Source organism: Gammaproteobacteria bacterium (genome assembly GCA_029884425.1).
GTDB lineage: Bacteria > Pseudomonadota > Gammaproteobacteria > S012-40 > S012-40 > JAOUHV01.
Window position 1 is genome coordinate 21,933 of the sequence record JAOUHV010000009.1, and the last position, 16,481, is coordinate 38,413.

General features: G+C 57.2%; 13 protein-coding genes. 10 read left to right on the plus strand and 3 right to left on the minus strand.

The window, feature by feature from the left end; translation table 11 throughout:
* The first annotated feature begins 131 nt into the window (after positions 1–131).
* The 6 genes from purD (at position 132) to OEW58_04120 (ending at position 6,837) form a co-directional block, all read left to right on the plus strand.
* A complete protein-coding gene (gene purD / locus OEW58_04095; protein ID MDH5300522.1) occupies positions 132–1,421 on the plus strand; it encodes a phosphoribosylamine--glycine ligase in 1,290 nt (429 codons plus the stop codon).
* A gap of 87 nt (positions 1,422–1,508) precedes the next feature.
* Positions 1,509–2,597: a LuxR C-terminal-related transcriptional regulator gene (locus OEW58_04100; GenBank protein MDH5300523.1), complete on the plus strand. Its 1,089-nt coding sequence runs from the start codon at positions 1,509–1,511 to the stop codon at positions 2,595–2,597.
* A gap of 174 nt (positions 2,598–2,771) precedes the next feature.
* Positions 2,772–3,554, plus strand: coding sequence for a PEP-CTERM sorting domain-containing protein (locus OEW58_04105; protein ID MDH5300524.1), 783 nt, complete (start codon positions 2,772–2,774; stop codon positions 3,552–3,554).
* Positions 3,555–3,789: 235 nt separating this feature from the next.
* Positions 3,790–4,350 carry an L-threonylcarbamoyladenylate synthase gene (locus OEW58_04110; protein MDH5300525.1) on the plus strand — a complete coding sequence of 187 codons (561 nt, stop codon included), beginning with the start codon at positions 3,790–3,792 and terminating at the stop codon, positions 4,348–4,350.
* Between the two features lie 254 nt (positions 4,351–4,604).
* Positions 4,605–5,528 carry an oxygen-dependent coproporphyrinogen oxidase gene (gene hemF, locus OEW58_04115; protein MDH5300526.1) on the plus strand — a complete coding sequence of 308 codons (924 nt, stop codon included), beginning with the start codon at positions 4,605–4,607 and terminating at the stop codon, positions 5,526–5,528.
* 16 nt (positions 5,529–5,544) lie between these two features.
* Positions 5,545–6,837, plus strand: coding sequence for a multiheme c-type cytochrome (locus tag OEW58_04120; GenBank protein ID MDH5300527.1), 1,293 nt, complete (start codon positions 5,545–5,547; stop codon positions 6,835–6,837).
* Between the two features lie 57 nt (positions 6,838–6,894).
* On the opposite strand, the gene OEW58_04125 is transcribed toward OEW58_04120, so the two are convergent.
* A complete protein-coding gene (locus OEW58_04125) occupies positions 6,895–7,920 on the minus strand; it encodes a hypothetical protein (protein MDH5300528.1) in 1,026 nt (341 codons plus the stop codon).
* 322 nt (positions 7,921–8,242) lie between these two features.
* On the opposite strand from OEW58_04125, the gene OEW58_04130 reads away from it, so the two are divergent.
* The gene (locus tag OEW58_04130) at positions 8,243–9,238 is read left to right on the plus strand and encodes a CysB family HTH-type transcriptional regulator (protein MDH5300529.1); all 996 of its coding nucleotides are present in this window, start codon (positions 8,243–8,245) and stop codon (positions 9,236–9,238) included.
* Here the strand turns inward: OEW58_04130 and OEW58_04135 are convergent.
* Entirely contained in the window at positions 9,232–10,149 is a 918-nt protein-coding gene (locus tag OEW58_04135; protein ID MDH5300530.1) for a lysophospholipid acyltransferase family protein, read from the minus strand. The genes OEW58_04130 and OEW58_04135 overlap by 7 nt on opposite strands.
* Positions 10,150–10,239: 90 nt before the next feature.
* Between OEW58_04135 and OEW58_04140 the strand changes: the two genes are divergently transcribed.
* The 3 genes from OEW58_04140 (at position 10,240) to OEW58_04150 (ending at position 15,714) form a co-directional block, all read left to right on the plus strand.
* Positions 10,240–10,665: a rhodanese-like domain-containing protein gene (locus tag OEW58_04140; GenBank protein MDH5300531.1), complete on the plus strand. Its 426-nt coding sequence runs from the start codon at positions 10,240–10,242 to the stop codon at positions 10,663–10,665.
* Between the two features lie 77 nt (positions 10,666–10,742).
* Positions 10,743–14,471 carry a methionine synthase gene (metH, locus tag OEW58_04145; GenBank protein MDH5300532.1) on the plus strand — a complete coding sequence of 1,243 codons (3,729 nt, stop codon included), beginning with the start codon at positions 10,743–10,745 and terminating at the stop codon, positions 14,469–14,471.
* Positions 14,472–14,667: 196 nt separating this feature from the next.
* Positions 14,668–15,714 carry a sensor domain-containing diguanylate cyclase gene (locus tag OEW58_04150; GenBank protein ID MDH5300533.1) on the plus strand — a complete coding sequence of 349 codons (1,047 nt, stop codon included), beginning with the start codon at positions 14,668–14,670 and terminating at the stop codon, positions 15,712–15,714.
* A gap of 75 nt (positions 15,715–15,789) precedes the next feature.
* Here OEW58_04150 and OEW58_04155 read toward each other — a convergent pair whose 3' ends face one another.
* A complete protein-coding gene (locus OEW58_04155; GenBank protein MDH5300534.1) occupies positions 15,790–16,332 on the minus strand; it encodes a hypothetical protein in 543 nt (180 codons plus the stop codon).
* Positions 16,333–16,481: the final 149 nt, after the last annotated feature.

The window sequence follows — 16,481 nt, forward strand, 5'->3', positions numbered from 1 at the left end:
CTCGACAAGCGGCATACCCGCTTGATTTTCAGTGAAATTACCGCCCAGTCCAGCCGGGGGACATCCCGGCGGTTTTCCGGTATCATTCGACCCATTCTTTACACCGAACAAGCATAGAGAGCGAAGTTGTCATGAAAATACTGGTCGTTGGCAGCGGTGGTCGCGAACACGCCCTGGCGTGGAAAGCCGCACAATCCCCCGAAGTAAGCAAAGTTTTTGTCGCCCCCGGCAATGCCGGCACTGCCCGCGAACCCAAACTGGAGAACCTCGCCATCGGTGTAACCGACATCGACAAACTGGTCGCCTTCGCCCGTGACAACGCCATCGCCCTGACCATCATCGGTCCTGAGGCACCACTGGTCATCGGCGTAGTCGATGCCTTCCGCGCCGCCGGCCTGCGCTGCTTCGGCCCCACCAAGGGTGCCGCCCAGCTGGAAGGCTCCAAGGCGTTCACCAAAGATTTTCTGGCGCGACACAACATTCCCACCGCCGCCTACCAGAATTTCACCGAAATCGAACCAGCCATCGCCTATGTGCGCAAAATGGGCGCTCCCATTGTCGTCAAGGCTGACGGTCTGGCCGCCGGCAAAGGCGTGATCGTCGCCATGACCCTGGGCGAAGCCGAAGAGGCCATCCGCGACATGCTGTCCGGCAACGCCTTTGGCAACGCCGGCTCACGCGTGGTGATCGAGGAATTCCTCGACGGCGAGGAGGCCAGCTTCATCGTCATGGTCGACGGCAAAAACGTCCTGCCCATGGCCACCAGCCAGGATCACAAACGCGTCGGCGACGGCGACACCGGCCCCAACACCGGCGGCATGGGAGCCTATTCCCCTGCACCCGTGGTCACCGCTGAGGTGCACGACCGCGTCATGCACGAAGTCATCATGCCCACCGTGCGCGGCATGGCCGCCGAAGGCAATCCCTACACCGGTTTTCTCTACGCCGGCCTGATGATAGACGCCAGCGGCGCGCCCAAGGTCATCGAGTACAACTGCCGTTTCGGCGATCCCGAAACCCAGCCGATCATGATGCGCCTGCAATCGGATCTGGTCGCCCTGTGCAACCAGGCACTGGACGGCAAACTGGACAGCGCCACCGCCAACTGGGATTCCCGTGCTGCGCTGGGCGTGGTGCTGGCCGCTGGCGGCTACCCCGGCGACTACGCCAAAGGCGACGTCATCAGCGGCCTGGATGGTGCCGATACCGCCGATGCCAAAATTTTCCACGCCGGCACCACCAGCCAAAACGGCGAAGTGGTCACCGCCGGTGGTCGCGTACTGTGCGCCACCGCACTGGGCAACAGCGTTGGTGAAGCCCAGCGCAAAGCCTACCAGCTGGCCGACAAGATCCGCTGGAAGGGTCTGTTGATGCGCCGCGACATCGGCTATCGCGCCATCGACCGCGAGAAGGGTAAGTAACTCTTCTCCGCTCCCCGGCTAGAAACAGCACATTGAGCAGGGTTAAAATACACCCTGCACTCATATCGCCGCCGGCCAGGGACAACGATGAGCAATGCGCGTTTCATCAAGGATTTTCACCAACTCTGCTGTCTGGGCGTCAACTCACGGGAGCTGATGCCCCATCTCATCCGCGAGGTCGAGAACAATATTCCAACCATTATGGTCAGTTTCCAGTGGACCAATGGCAACGGAAACACCGTCGATTATTACCACACCGGAGCCGACTTTCCGCTCGAACTGCAGCAGCGCTGCCTCGACGTCGTCATCAATGGCACCGAGGCCGAATACGGTCCTACCACCCGCGATTTCCTGAGCGGTACCGAGTCCGTCATCAACTACAGTCAGCGCTATGCCCGGCGCTACCACAACTCCTCTGCCTACGATGAGGTCCACCGCCCAATCGGCATTTACCACTTCACCCGCGCTGCCACCCATGACGGCCAGCGCGCCACGGGACTGTTCCACTTCTGCCGCTCCCGACAAGACCCGGACTTTAGCGAGAATGAGCTATCCCTGATCCAGCAGCTACTCCCGCTGATCAGCCACGCGGTCAGTGCTGACAACAGCCATCCCGGCTATGACCAGCTCACCGATGGCGAGTTTGGCCAGATCGTGGTCACTCCCAGCGCCGGCGTCGAATACTGCGATGCGGAAGGCCAACAGTTTCTCAACCACATGATCAAGGTACCGCTACGCACCGGTCACAACGCAACACCGAAATTTGAGGAAATCGTGGCACAGCTGCTGCGCAAACTGAACCACCCGGAAGAGAAACCTGCCCCGCCTGCCCTGCGCCTGCGCACCCTCTGGGGACACTTCACCCTACGTGCCACTTGGCTGCGCAGCAACCCTGCGCCTGAAAGCAAGCCGATGATCTCCATCCAGGTGCAACATCACCTGCCGCTACCCCTGCGACTCTGGCAGCGACTACAGGAAAGCCCTCTCAGCAGCAAACAGAAAGAAATTGGCCTGTTGCTAACCCAAGGATTGGGACGCGAAGAAATCGCCCGTAGGCTCGGCCAAAGCCCTCACACCATCACCACTCATGTGCGCCAGCTTTATTTGCGGCTTCACGTCAGCAATCGCGAAGAACTACTCAAGCAACTTCTCACTCACTCCACCCACACTTTCTGATCCGCAGCATCCCCCCTGCGGGTGATATTCGCTGCAAATCGCCAGCGGTAAAATTCCCCGCATAGCCGAGGGAATTTTCATTCTCCCGGAACAATGATGTTTTTCAGGAGAACAACCATGCACAAAATCACAACAGTAATCCGCTCACTGGCGCCTGCCCTCCTAGGCAGCGTCATGACACTAACAGCACTGCCTGCCATGGCGACGGCCAGCTACTCAATCTGGGGAGAACTCGATGCCGATGTCACGGCGAGCTCCGACACCGGAGTAGGCACCAGTATCTACAACAGCAACACCACCCTCACCCCTGCAATGGCTGGCAACGGTACTCACACCGAATTCACCAATGGCAGCCAGAGCGCCCACACGGACGGAAGCTTCACCAGCACACTGGCATTGTTTGGCGTGGCCGGCGATGGCTCCGCAAATGGAAATTCCATGGCGTGGTATCAAGGCCACTCCTTCATGGACATCGTTTTTGGAAATTACGGCGAGGACATGGGTGGCGGAACTATCAACATTAACTTCGCCAAGCAGTTTTCGCGCGTCGACGCACTCACCGATCTGACTGGCGAATTGGCTGCTGCCAGATTCACCTTCGAGATAGCGTGGTACGAACTGGGTTCAGAAGCGGTTTCTCTACTCAAAGTCAGCCACGAAGTTACTGCCCAACAAGGTGACAAGCAATCACTGGAGACATACTCCCTGCTGTGGCCCAATACCGACATCAGCTTCCACGCCAACAAGTCAGGAACGCTACTGTTTTACACCACACTGGAAGGCACAGCGGGAGCATCCTATCCGGAAACCGGCGGTGGCCAGGGTGGCGGTGGCGTGATTTGCGGCAATCTGGCCGCCTGCGACGTCAGCAGAGAGGTTCCAGCGCCAACAGCACTGCTCCTGCTCACACTTGGACTGGCTGGCATGGGTCTAGGCCGCAAACATCGCACTGCTTGATTTTCCTGCGGACGCCATTAGCGGCGTCCGCCCCTCCCCCACTCGATCGAATTTGCAATCCGCACAACGATTTTTGCCCTGCCAGCTTCCTTATGGGAGAATGCTCCATCGTTTTGATACAACAATTTCAACAGGAATTAGAAAGTCCCCATGGCAATTCCTCAACCACGAAACCCTCGCCTGAGCTACCGCTCAACAACCGGTTTCAACCCAGCTCGCAAACAGGTCTGACGCGATGTCCCTCGCACCGTTCCAAGCTCGCATCGCCGCTCAGGTACTCCGTGACGGCGGTCTGATCGCCTATCCCACCGAGGCCGTCTTCGGTCTGGGCTGCGATCCGTTTGACGAAGCCGCCGTGCTCAACCTGCTGGAAGTCAAACGGCGCCCACTGGAAAAGGGCCTGATCCTGATCGCCGCCGACTTCAACCAGTTGTCACCCTGGCTGCGCCCGGTCGATGCCCAGGTCATGGCCCGCATCCAGCCCAGCTGGCCCGGCCCCCACACCTGGATTTTGCCGGCCAACGACGATTTGCCCGAGTGGATCACTGGCGCTCACGAAGGCGTGGCGGTGCGTGTCACCGCGCATCCGGTGGCGGCTGAACTCTGCCGCGCATTCGGGGGTCCGATAGTCTCCACCAGTGCCAATCTCAGCGGCCTGACGCCTGCGCGCTGTGCACTGCAAGTGGAAAAACAGCTGGGCGGACTGGTGGATTTGGTCATCCACGGCGAGGTCAACAGAAAAGCCAAACCCAGCCAGATCCGCGACGCGCTGACCGGAAAAATATTAAGGATGTAAAACGTAGGGTGCGCCACGCGCACCAGAGCAACATAAGAAAAATGAACACTAACCTTGGCTGCAACTTTAAACATAGGTAGGAACAATACTCAGAGCAGTGTTTTTACCAAAACTTGTGCTCTGGTGCGCGCAGCGTTTATGCCCTCGGGGTACACCCTACGGATAAAGTTTCTTGTACAGGATCGAAGTCATCGCCAAAGTTGTGTACCCTTTCGCACCACGAATAATAATTACAGAAAAATTTGAGGACTAAAATGAGCCTTCCCGACATCGAACAAGTCAAAAATTATCTGCTCGCCCTGCAGGATGACATCTGCGCCCAACTGGAGGCCGAAGACGGCGGCGGCAAATTTTTCGAAGACAACTGGAGCCGCACTACCGGCCTGGGCGGCGGTGGCCGCACCCGCGTACTGACCGACGGCAAAGTGTTTGAACAAGGTGGTGTGAATTTTTCCCACGTTTCCGGCAGCAACCTGCCCCCCTCAGCCACGGCGCATCGCCCCGAACTGACGGGTCGCAGCTTTCAGGCTATGGGCGTGTCGCTGGTGATTCACCCAAAAAATCCGCGCATTCCCACCTCGCACGCCAACGTGCGTTTTTTCATCGCTGAAAAAGACGGCGAAGATCCCATCTGGTGGTTTGGCGGCGGCTTTGATTTGACGCCCTACTATCCAGTGCGCGAAGACGTGGTTTCCTGGCATCAAACCGCCAAGGCCGCCTGTGATCCGTTTGGTGGCGATGTCTACGACAAGTACAAAAAATGGTGTGACGAGTATTTTTATCTGAAACACCGCGGCGAAACTCGCGGCGTTGGAGGTTTATTTTTCGATGACCTGAACGAGGAAGGCTTTGAGCAAAGTTTTGCCTTCATGCGCAGCGTCGGCGATCACTACATCAAAGCCTATCGTCCGATTGTGAATCGTCGCAAAAACGACGCTTTTGGCGAGCACGAACGTGATTTCCAGTTGTACCGCCGTGGCCGCTATGTGGAATTCAATCTGGTGTATGACCGTGGCACGATTTTCGGCCTGCAAACCGGTGGTCGCACCGAATCCATCCTGATGTCACTGCCACCGCTGGTGAAATGGCGCTACAACTGGAGCCCCACTCCTGGCACCGCCGAAGCCGAACTGTATGACACCTACCTCAAGCCGCAGGACTGGTTAGGCAGAGAATAATCGCGAGGAGCAGCCCATGAAAATCGCTTTCAGGCTCATTACCGGCCTGCTGTTTTTCTGGGCTGCCGCCACTGCCCAGGCACAAACCGCCACCGTCATTTATTCGGGCAATCTTGATGGCGAACTTGAGCCGTGTGGTTGCTCCGAAACCGGCAACTTTGGCGGCATCCTGCGTCGCGTCACCGTCCTCGACGAATTACGCGAAAAAAATTCGCCATTTTTTCTGCTGTCCGCTGGCGGCCTGATAGTCAACGAAGCGCCGCAAGACAAAAATAAAAGCGAATACATTTTCAAAGGCTTTGCCGCACTGAACTATGACGCAATCGGCGTACAGCACAACGACCTGGCATTCGGCGCGCCGTTTATGCAACAAGCCAAATTGCCCTGGACTGTCAGCAACAGCCAAATCAGTGACATCCCTGCATTTCGCGATATTCGCAAAGGCGATACCAGTCTGCGTTTTTTCCAGTGGATGAGTCCAGCCGAGCACAGTACGGTAGACAACACGCCGGTCGATGCCAGCAGCGCGGCAATCAACCGATTGAGCCAACAGCTACAGCAAGCACGCCAGCAACAGCAGCTCACCCTGGTTGCCAGCACACTGACGCTGGACGAGGCGAAAAAAATTCTGCCACTGGCGCTGATTGATCTGTTGATCATCAAGGCCAATTACGAAATCTACGGCGAGCCACAAAAAATCGGCGACACCATCGTGCTGCAACCGGGTTCACGCGGTATGCGCCTGGGTCGACTGGAATTACAAATCAGCAATGGCCGCGTTCTCAGTTTCAAGCATGACGTCATCGCCATGCCCAACACCATCGCCGATGCACCGCGCATGCACGACTGGTATGTCGCCTACAACAATGCCGCTGCCGAATTTTTCAAAGCAAAAATTGCCAAACAGAAAAACCTGAAAGACAGCGACAAACTGTTTGCCGGCGCACAAGCCTGTCAAAGCTGCCACCGCAGCGCATACGAAACCTGGCAAAAATCCAAACATGCCGAGGCGTACTACAAACTGATGGACGTGGAAAAAGGTTACGACCCGGACTGCGTCGGCTGTCATGTACTGGGATTGGATAAACCCGGCGGATTCCTCGACCCCATGCTCACCGAAGACATGATGCACGTGCAGTGTGAAAACTGTCATGGCGCCGCCAAAGCACACGTCAACAGCGGCGGCCAAACCAAAACCAGCAACCACGACTGGAAAGCCAGCGATCGATGCGCCCAATGCCACGTGCAAAAACACAGTCCGCAATTCAAATTTGATCAATACTGGCCACGCATCCAGCACGGGAAATAAAAAAGGCTCATCATTGATGAGCCTAAAATAGCGCGGACTTAAACAGGGGAGGAGGTGTTAATGCCGCGCATCTGTGGACAGTTTCAAACCATCCTTGCTCACCAGCAACACCTGCTGCGGCGAGTGCTGGGCCTGCTCACGCACAACCAGCTCAACACCCATGGCTTTCAAACCAGACACAATTATCGCCGCATCATCGACACTGGCCAAACGCACTGATTGAATAGCATTACCGCTCAGCAAACGCTGCTTTAATTTCAAAAACGCCACCGGCGCTGAATCTGCGGACAAATCCACATCCGCCGAAAAATCTTTCTCCAAAGGCAATGCACTGGCCTCCCGAACCTCATCCACCCAGCGGTCCACCTGCTCACTCAGCGCCAACAACTGCGGTTGAGTTTTTTCGCCCTGCAACTGATGATGCAACTGGGTGAAGACATTGACCAAATCACGGCGATCAGGCAGCGCTCTGGCCAGCGGTAATGCCAAACCGCCCTCGATGACTCGCACACCACCGCGTGACTGGATGGCCGCCTTGGCCACCAGATCCAACACATTTTCATTGCATACCAGCACCTGCGACAACTCACCCGCACTCAGCAAGGTATTGCGAAATTGTTGTTCACTGCGCGCCTCGTCCAGCAGTGCGGCAATCGGATTTTGCTGGGCATCGCGCCCCATGGAATCCAGCATGATCGCGGCGAAATCCTGCTTGCCAGCAAAATCTGCCAACAACTCCGTCAGGTCTGACGGCGACACCTGCAGAAAGTCATCCAGCAGTTCGGTAAAAAATGGTAACTGCTTGCGGCAAACCCAGTCGGTAAATGCCTCATCGCTGGCGGCGTCCGCCTCGAAGGTGTGTTCAATGCGGGCAATGGCGGCACGTGCGCGCACCACCGGAATTTCCGGCCCCAGCAAAGTCAGGCCAGCATTGTTGGCCGCGCATTCGCCACCCAGGCGCAGGCGATAAAACGGTACCAGCTTGCCGTACATCTGTTTCATAAATCCGTGCAGACCTATATCTGCCGCCAGCGGCTGAGAAAAATTATTTAAATAGGCGCTGATTCCAACACTCAATTTCATCGATTCATTCCTCACCGCAAGCTGTGCGGCCAACTTAATTCGTCCGCATTCCGACCCGAACGCGCCTTAAATATTGGTGACCATGGAAAAGGCGGTGGCATCAACCAGGCAAGGCTGGGCGAACCAGCAAATCCATCTTGCCCGGCGGGGGACCATCCGCCCCGCGTGGCTGCCTCCATGATCACCAACATGAGGACGCTTCAACACTCCCCCGCCAGGAGCATCCGGCTTGGAGCTGGGGAGTATTGCAACTTTAGTCGCTTGCGCTTATAAATAGAAATAATGATTATTGATTTACATATCTGTTTTTGGAATAAGGGACATGAAATTAAAACAGCTGCAATACATCAGCACCGTCGCCAAATGTGATTTCAACATCTCTCAGGCCGCCGACAAGCTGCATACCACCCAGCCCGGCGTCAGCACCCAAATCCGGCTGCTGGAGGAGGAGCTGGGCAGCCTGATTTTCGTCCGTCACGGCAAGCGCATCATTGAGCTAACCCCTGCCGGCCACGAGGTGCTGCGCCTGGCCGAGGAAGCCCTGCTGAAAGTCGACGCCATCCGCGAGGTCAGTGAGGATCTGAAACACGAGGATCGCGGCACCCTGACCATCGCCACCACCCATACCCAGGCCCGCTACGCCCTGCCCAGCACCATTGCGGCGTTCGTCAAGGAATTCCCCAAGGTACAGCTGCGCATCCGCCAGAGTAATCCCACCGAGATTGCCAACATGGTGGTCAGGGGCGAAGCCGACATCGGCATTGCCACCGAATCCCTGGGCGAACACGACGAACTGCTGGTACTGCCGGTGTACCGCTGGAACCGCTGCGTCGTCGCCCCGCTAAACCATCCCATCCTGGCGGAGAAAAACCTGACGCTGCAAAAAATCAGCGAATACCCGATTGTCACCTACGACTTCGCCTTCGCTGGCCGAACCGCGATGAACAAGGCATTTTCCATCCGTCGCCTCAAACCCAATGTGGTGCTGTCAGCGGTGGACGGTGACGTCATCAAGCACTACGTGGAATTGGGACTGGGCATAGGCATTCTCGGCAACATGGCCTACGACCCGCGCACCGATACCGGGTTGCGCTCGGTGGACGTCAGCGACTTGTTTGACGACAGTATTTCCAAACTGGGGGTGCGTAAAGGCCGCTATCTGCGCCAGTACGTCTATCGGTTCATGGAGTTGTTCGGCCCGCACCTGGTGCGCCGGGTAATTGAGCCGGCGATCATGGGCGGCAAGCTGGAAGAAAACACCTTTGATCTGGACAAGCTGCCCACGCTGACCAAGCCGAACACACCACTAAGTCAGTAAATGCTCGCCTCGCCTTCCGGCCTGACGCGAAATCGGTGATAAGCCCACTGGTATTGCGTAGGCAGGGCGCGGATGGCCTGCTCCACCTCGCGATTGAGCGCAGCTAACGCCACGTCCTCGTCGGTGCTGTAGATGTCCTCATGCGCCGGACGAATCACCACCCTGTAACCCGTCGCCCCGGGCAAGCGCTCGGCGTAGCAGGTGAACACCGGCGAGCCACTCTTGCCGGCGATCTTCGACAACAAGGTCATGGTATTGGCCGGCACACCAAACAACGGCGCAAGCCGACCATTGCCGGGACCGGGGTCCTGGTCCGGCAACATGCCGATAATGCCACCATCGCGCAGCGCCTTGAGCAAGGCGCGAATCCCCTGCAGGTCGGTGGGCACAATTTTCATTCCGGCGCGCTGCCGCCCGGCCAGCATCATTGGCTCCAGCGCCTTGATTTGCGGCGGACGGTACATGTTGGTCATCGGATAGTGGTGAGCAATGTAGTGCCCCAGCAATTCCCACGATCCCAGATGCGGTGCCAGCACGATCGCGCCTTTACCCTGGGCAATGGCCGCGTCCAGCGTTTCCTTGCCTTCGACTTCACGCACCAGTGGCAGCAATCTCTCCAGCGGCCAGCCCCACATCGGCCCCAGCTCGGACAGCGTCTTGCCCGCTTCGACAAAACTGTCGCGCAGCAGTGTTTGTTGCTGAACTGCGGACAACTCAGGCAGACACAGCCGAACATTGACTTCGGCCAGATGCCGGCCATGGGCAGAAAAACGATACACCAGACGCCCCAGTCCGCTTCCCAGCAGTCGATTGAGCGACAGCGGCAAACGGCACAGCAGCCAAAACAGAATTTTCACCAGCGGCTCACGCAGGGCGTGGCGCAAACGACGCGCAAAAGAAGACTTTTTCATAGGCGCTGCGAGCTTACCACAGTCCCTGTGATTTTGCCGATGCCGGCGTATCGGAGTATCATTCGCCGCAGATTTTCACAACGGTGCATCATGAGCGACAAAGTCATTGAACTGGCCCCAACCGAGGCCTTCAACATCCTGAAAAAAAACCCCAATGCGGTACTGATCGACATCCGCTCCTCGCAGGAGTTTCTGTTCGTCGGCCACCCCAAAGGCGCAGTCAGCGTACCCTGGATAGACGAGCCCGACTGGATTGTTGACCCTCACTTCACCGCCAATGTACGTCGCGTGATGCTGGGCGGCACCAACGACGAAGGCGAAGCCAATCCGCCGATGTGCATCCTGATCTGCCGCAGCGGCCGCCGCTCCCACGAAGCCGGCGAACGCCTGCTCAGCAGCGGCCTGCGCAACATCTACCACATCTCCGGCGGCTTTGAAGGCCCGCTGAACGACGATCACCAGCGTTCACGCATCGCCGGCTGGCGATTTGAGGGCCTACCCTGGGAACAGTGCTAGGCCAGAAACCTGAAGAATCCCGCTAAAGCGTGTTAAAATGCGCGCTTTATCTTGATTATTCCGGGATTTGCAGGTCGATGAGTCAGCTAGAAAAAGCCCTAAAACAACGTATCCTTGTCCTCGACGGTGCCATGGGCACCATGGTGCAGCGCTACAAGCTGACAGAGGCCGATTACCGTGGCAGCCGTTTTGCCGACTGGCCGCAGGATCTGAAGGGCAATAACGACCTGCTGCTGCTGACCAAACCGGAAGTCATCAAGGAAATCCACTGCGACTATCTGGCCGCCGGTGCCGACATCATCGAAACCAACACCTTCGGTGCCAATGCCACCACGCTGCATGCCTATGGTCTGGCATCCTTGAACTACGAACTTAACGTCGCCGGCGCCCGTCTGGCGCGCGAAGCCTGTGACGCCTACACCACCCCGGACAAGCCACGCTTTGTCGCCGGTGTTTTGGGCCCAACGGACAAGACCGCCACCATTTCCCCCGATGTGAATGACCCGGCGGCGCGCAACGTTACGTTTGACCAACTGGTCGCCGACTACAGCGAAGCCACGCGCGGCCTGATGGACGGCGGTGCCGACACCATCCTGATCGAAACCATTTTCGACACGCTGAACGCCAAAGCGGCGATCTTTGCCGTCAAAGCCGTGTTTGCCGAACGCGGCACCAGCCTGCCCATCATGATTTCCGGCACCATTACCGATGCCTCCGGTCGTACCCTGACCGGCCAGGTGACCGAAGCGTTTTACAACTCGCTGGCCCATGCCGAGCCCATTTCCATCGGCCTGAACTGCGCCCTAGGCGCCGAAGAGCTGCGCCAGTACGTAGCAGAAATGTCACGCGTCGCCAATTGCTACGTGTCCGCTCATCCCAATGCCGGTCTGCCCAACCCGCTGGCGCCCAGCGGCTATGACGACACCCCGGAAAACATGGCCGGCCACATCAAGGAATGGGCACAAAGTGGCTTTCTGAACATCATCGGCGGCTGCTGCGGCACCTCGCCCGACTTCATTGCCGCCATTGCCAAAACCGTTGCCGATATCGCGCCGCGCAAAATCCCCCGCAACCCGGTGGAACAGCGCCTGTCCGGTCTGGAGCCGTTCAACATCGGTGAAGACTCCCTGTTTGTGAACGTCGGCGAACGCGCCAACGTCACCGGCTCGGCCGTGTTCAAACGCCTGATTCTGGAAGGCCAGTTCGACAAGGCACTGGACGTCTGTCGCGAACAGGTGGAAAACGGCGCGCAGATCATCGACGTCAACATGGACGAGGCGATGCTGGACGGCAAGGCGGCGATGATTCACTACCTGAACCTGATCGCCTCCGAGCCGGACATCTGCAAAGTGCCAGTGATGATCGACTCCTCCAAGTGGGAAATCATCGAAGCTGGCCTCAAATGCATTCAAGGCAAAGGCATCGTCAACTCGATCTCGCTGAAAGAAGGCAAAGAACAATTCGTGCATCACGCCAAGCTGATTCGCCAATATGGCGCGGCCGCCGTGGTCATGGCCTTCGATGAAAAAGGTCAGGCCGATACCTTTGCGCGCAAAACCGAAATCTGTAAAAACTCCTACGACATTCTGGTCAAGGAAGTAGGCTTCCCGCCGGAAGACATCATCTTCGACCCGAACATTTTTGCCGTGGCCACCGGCATTGAGGAACACAACAACTACGCCGTAGACTTCATCGAAGCCACGCGCTGGATCAAGCAGAACCTGCCCTACGCCAAGGTCAGCGGCGGCGTGTCCAACGTGTCATTCTCGTTCCGTGGCAACAACCCGGTGCGCGAGGCAATTCACTCGGTGTTCCTGTATCACGCCATCAAGGCCGGCATGGACATGGGCATCGTCAATGCCGCGCAATTGGCCGTGTATGACGACCTGCCTGCCGAACTGCGTGAACGCGTCGAAGACGTGGTGCTCAACCGCCGTGTTGATGCCACCGATCGCCTGCTGGAAATCGCCGACCAGTACAAAGGTGACGGCGCCCAGGCGAAAAAAGAAGATCTGGAGTGGCGCAACCTGCCCGTAGGCAAACGCATTGAGCACGCCATGATCAAGGGCATCGACACCTTCGTAGTGGAAGACACCGAAGAAGCGCGCCTATCATTCGAACGCCCCATTCAGGTAATCGAAGGCCCGCTGATGGACGGCATGAACGCCGTGGGCGACCTGTTTGGTGCCGGCAAAATGTTCCTGCCGCAAGTGGTCAAATCCGCGCGCGTCATGAAAAAAGCCGTCGCGCATTTGATCCCATTTATCGAAGCGGAAAAAGCTGAAGGTGCCAGCGAAAACAACGGCAAGATTTTGATGGCCACCGTCAAAGGCGACGTGCACGACATCGGCAAAAACATTGTCGGTGTGGTGCTGCAGTGCAACAACTTCGAAGTGATCGACATCGGCGTCATGGTGCCCACCGCCACCATTCTGGAAGAAGCACAGAAACACAAGGTTGATGTTATCGGCCTGTCCGGCCTGATCACGCCCTCGCTGGAGGAAATGAGCCACATCGCCAAGGAAATGCAGCGCCTGGGCATGACCACGCCGGTGATGATTGGCGGCGCGACCACGTCCAAAGCGCACACCGCGGTGAAAATCGATCCGCACTATGATCACCCCATCGTCTGGGTCAAGGACGCCTCGCGCGCGGTAGGCGTGGCGCAAAGTCTGATTTCACCGGAACTGCGCGACAAGTTTGTCGCCGAGCTCAATGCCGACTACGACGAAGTGCGTGACAACTTCAATAAACGTCAGAAAGCCATCGAATGGCTGACCTTGGAACAGGCACGCACCAACAAAACCGACATCGACTGGGACAACTACCGCGCAACTACGCCAAGTTTCACCGGCACCAAGGTTTTCGACGATTACTCGCTGGCAGAAATCGCCTCCTACATTGACTGGACGCCGTTCTTCCACAGCTGGGAACTGAAAGGCTCCTACCCCAATATTTTTGATGACGCAGAAAAAGGCGACGAGGCGCGCAAGCTGTTCGCCGACGCCAAGGCCATGCTCAAGCAAATCATCAGTGAAAAATGGCTGACCGCCAAGGGCATCGTCGGCCTGTACCCGGCCAACAGCGTGGGCGATGACATTGAAATCTACGCCGACGAATCACGCCGCCAAGTACTGACCACCTTCCATAATCTGCGCCAGCAACAGCAGAAGCCTGAGGGCAAGGCCAACCACTGCCTGAGCGACTACGTTGCGCCCCAAGGTCACAAGGATTATCTGGGCGCCTTCGCTGTCACCACCGGCATTGGCTGCGACGAAAAGGTCGCCGAGTTTGAAGCCAAGCAAGACGTCTACAACGCCATCCTGCTCAAGGCCCTGGCCGATCGTCTGGCCGAAGCCTTTGCCGAATTGATGCACCTGCGCGTGCGTCAGGAATTCTGGGGCTATGAAACCAAAGACTGTTCCGAGCATGGCAACGGCTGCAGCTGCGTGAAGCCTGCGCTGCCCAAGCCGGATGCAGAAACCCTGGATTATCTGATCCACGAAAAATACCAAGGCATCCGCCCGGCCGCCGGCTACCCTGCCTGCCCGGATCACCTGGAAAAAGACCTGATCTGGGATCTGATGCAGGTCGAAGCCAACACCGGCATCTGGCTGACCGAAGCCAAGGCCATGGTGCCCACCGCAGCCGTCAGCGGCCTCTACTACGGTCATCCGCAGGCGCGCTATTTTGCCGTTGGCAAAATCAACCGCGACCAGGTGGCCGACTATGCCCAGCGCATTGGCCGCAGCGTCGAGGAAACCGAGCAGTGGCTGGCGCCCAATCTGGGTTACAACCGCAATTAACAAAAAAAGCCGGATTTTCCGGCTTTTTTTAGCTCCGTCACGGCAATGCCCCCTTAAAAACAGGTTTTTTACTGCGCTTTTTGCTATATAATTCCCCCCCTCGGTCCAGCGGTAATCAGGACCAAGGTACGAGCGACCATGGAGTGGTGGTATCAAGGACGAATCATGGCTGCAAGGAAATAACAGAAGAAAAGCCATGAACTCACAGCAAACACTTGAAGAGCTGCAGACACGGATCGACATTCTGCAGCAAGAAAACCAGACTCTACGTCAGCTACTCAATCAGCAAAACACCTTTGATTCAAGCGTGTTCAGCTGCTACAACCAGCACATCACCCTGCCCTTTGCCATCCGCGCCGCCGGCCTGGGACTGTGGTCCATGGATTTGCAGCGCTGCGCCGTCAACTGGTCTGCCGAGCTATGCGACATCCTCGGACTGGAGCGCAGCGAATTTTTGCTCAGAAACGGCAACAACTTTACCCTTGAGCGATTTCTGGAGTACATCCATCCCGATGACCGCAACCGTGTCAGGAACGAGATCAACGACTGCCTGACCAAGCACACCATGCTTAACAGCATCTTCCGCGTACTGCATTCAGCAGGACACAGCAAGTGGATCCACTGCATCGGTGATTGCGGTTTCGCCAGCGATGGCACACCAGAGCACATGAGCGGCTTTGTTTGGGATATCAGCGACCATAAGTCCAACGAAGAACAACTGCGCACCCTGACCATTACTGACGCCCTGACCGGCTTGTACAACCGCCGCCACCTCACCCAGGTGCTCGAAGAAGAATTGCGCTATTGCGCACGATTCCGCACCGAAGTATGCGCCGTTTGCATTGACATTGATCACTTCAAAAACATCAACGACAACTTCGGCCATGAAATGGGCGACCGTTTCCTTCGCGCCCTGGCCGACCTGATGCGCCACACTTTCCGCAATGTGGATTCGCTGTTCCGCTGGGGCGGCGAAGAGTTTGTCGCCATTTTGCCCAATGCCAACATTCACGATGCCAAGCATGCCGCCGAAAGACTCTGCACGGCCTTTCATGCACTCCAGATTGACGGAGCACGCACTACACTCAGTGCTGGCGTCGCCAGTTCGCGCCAACTCTCGACGCCCCTGGCAAACTACACCGAACTGCTGGAAATCTGTGACGAGGCGTTGTACGCGGCCAAAAATGCCGGCCGCAACCGTGTCGTCGCGGCCGTCCGCCAGACCGAGACCGCACAAATATAGACTTCCGGCCATGTCATGACGGCTCACAATGCTGCGTTTCAGCCGTTTTTCGTCGCTACTGGGCGGCTTGACACTTCAGCCCTGCAAATCCAGCTTCTGACCCAACTGGGCTGGCGTGAGATCATACTGCTTGGCCAGGTTTTGTAATTGCTGACGAATCGCTGCCAGCGACTGCGACAACCCATCCCCCGCCGTCGGACCGGCGGCATTTTGACCAATCAGATCATTTAGGCCGACGTTTTGTCGCAGGTGCTGCAGATTCTTCTTCGCCCGCAACATATAAATCTGCGAGGACAAGTCCAGCATCCCGCCCAGTCCGCCCGACAACGTCGATGACTTGTCGTTGGCCTGATTGAAGTTGAGATACTGCGCCCCATTTCTCAGTTGCTCAGCCCACACCTTCTCGATGCCATCGACATTGACCTGCATCAAGCCCGGCACGGCGTTGCCATCCATCTTTGGCGCAGAGTCCAGGGCTTGACCTGACTGCGGCGCAGTCGATGCCATGCTGGCCAGCAAATCTGCCTGAAATGAGCGCGTATAGGCGCTTGCCTGCTGCTTTTTGCCGTTGTCCGGCAGGGGAAGCTGATCTCCCCAGTGACGAATACCTTGAATCATCAGTCACCTCCGTAACTATCCGATTTCAGGTTTCGTGCCATCCCTATATAGAATTTTTATGCTTGAAATTCAATCAATTAACAGGCGCCCACCCCAGCCATTCCAAGGGCGGCAAACCCCGACCGGCAGAGCATTGCCATTGGCCATGA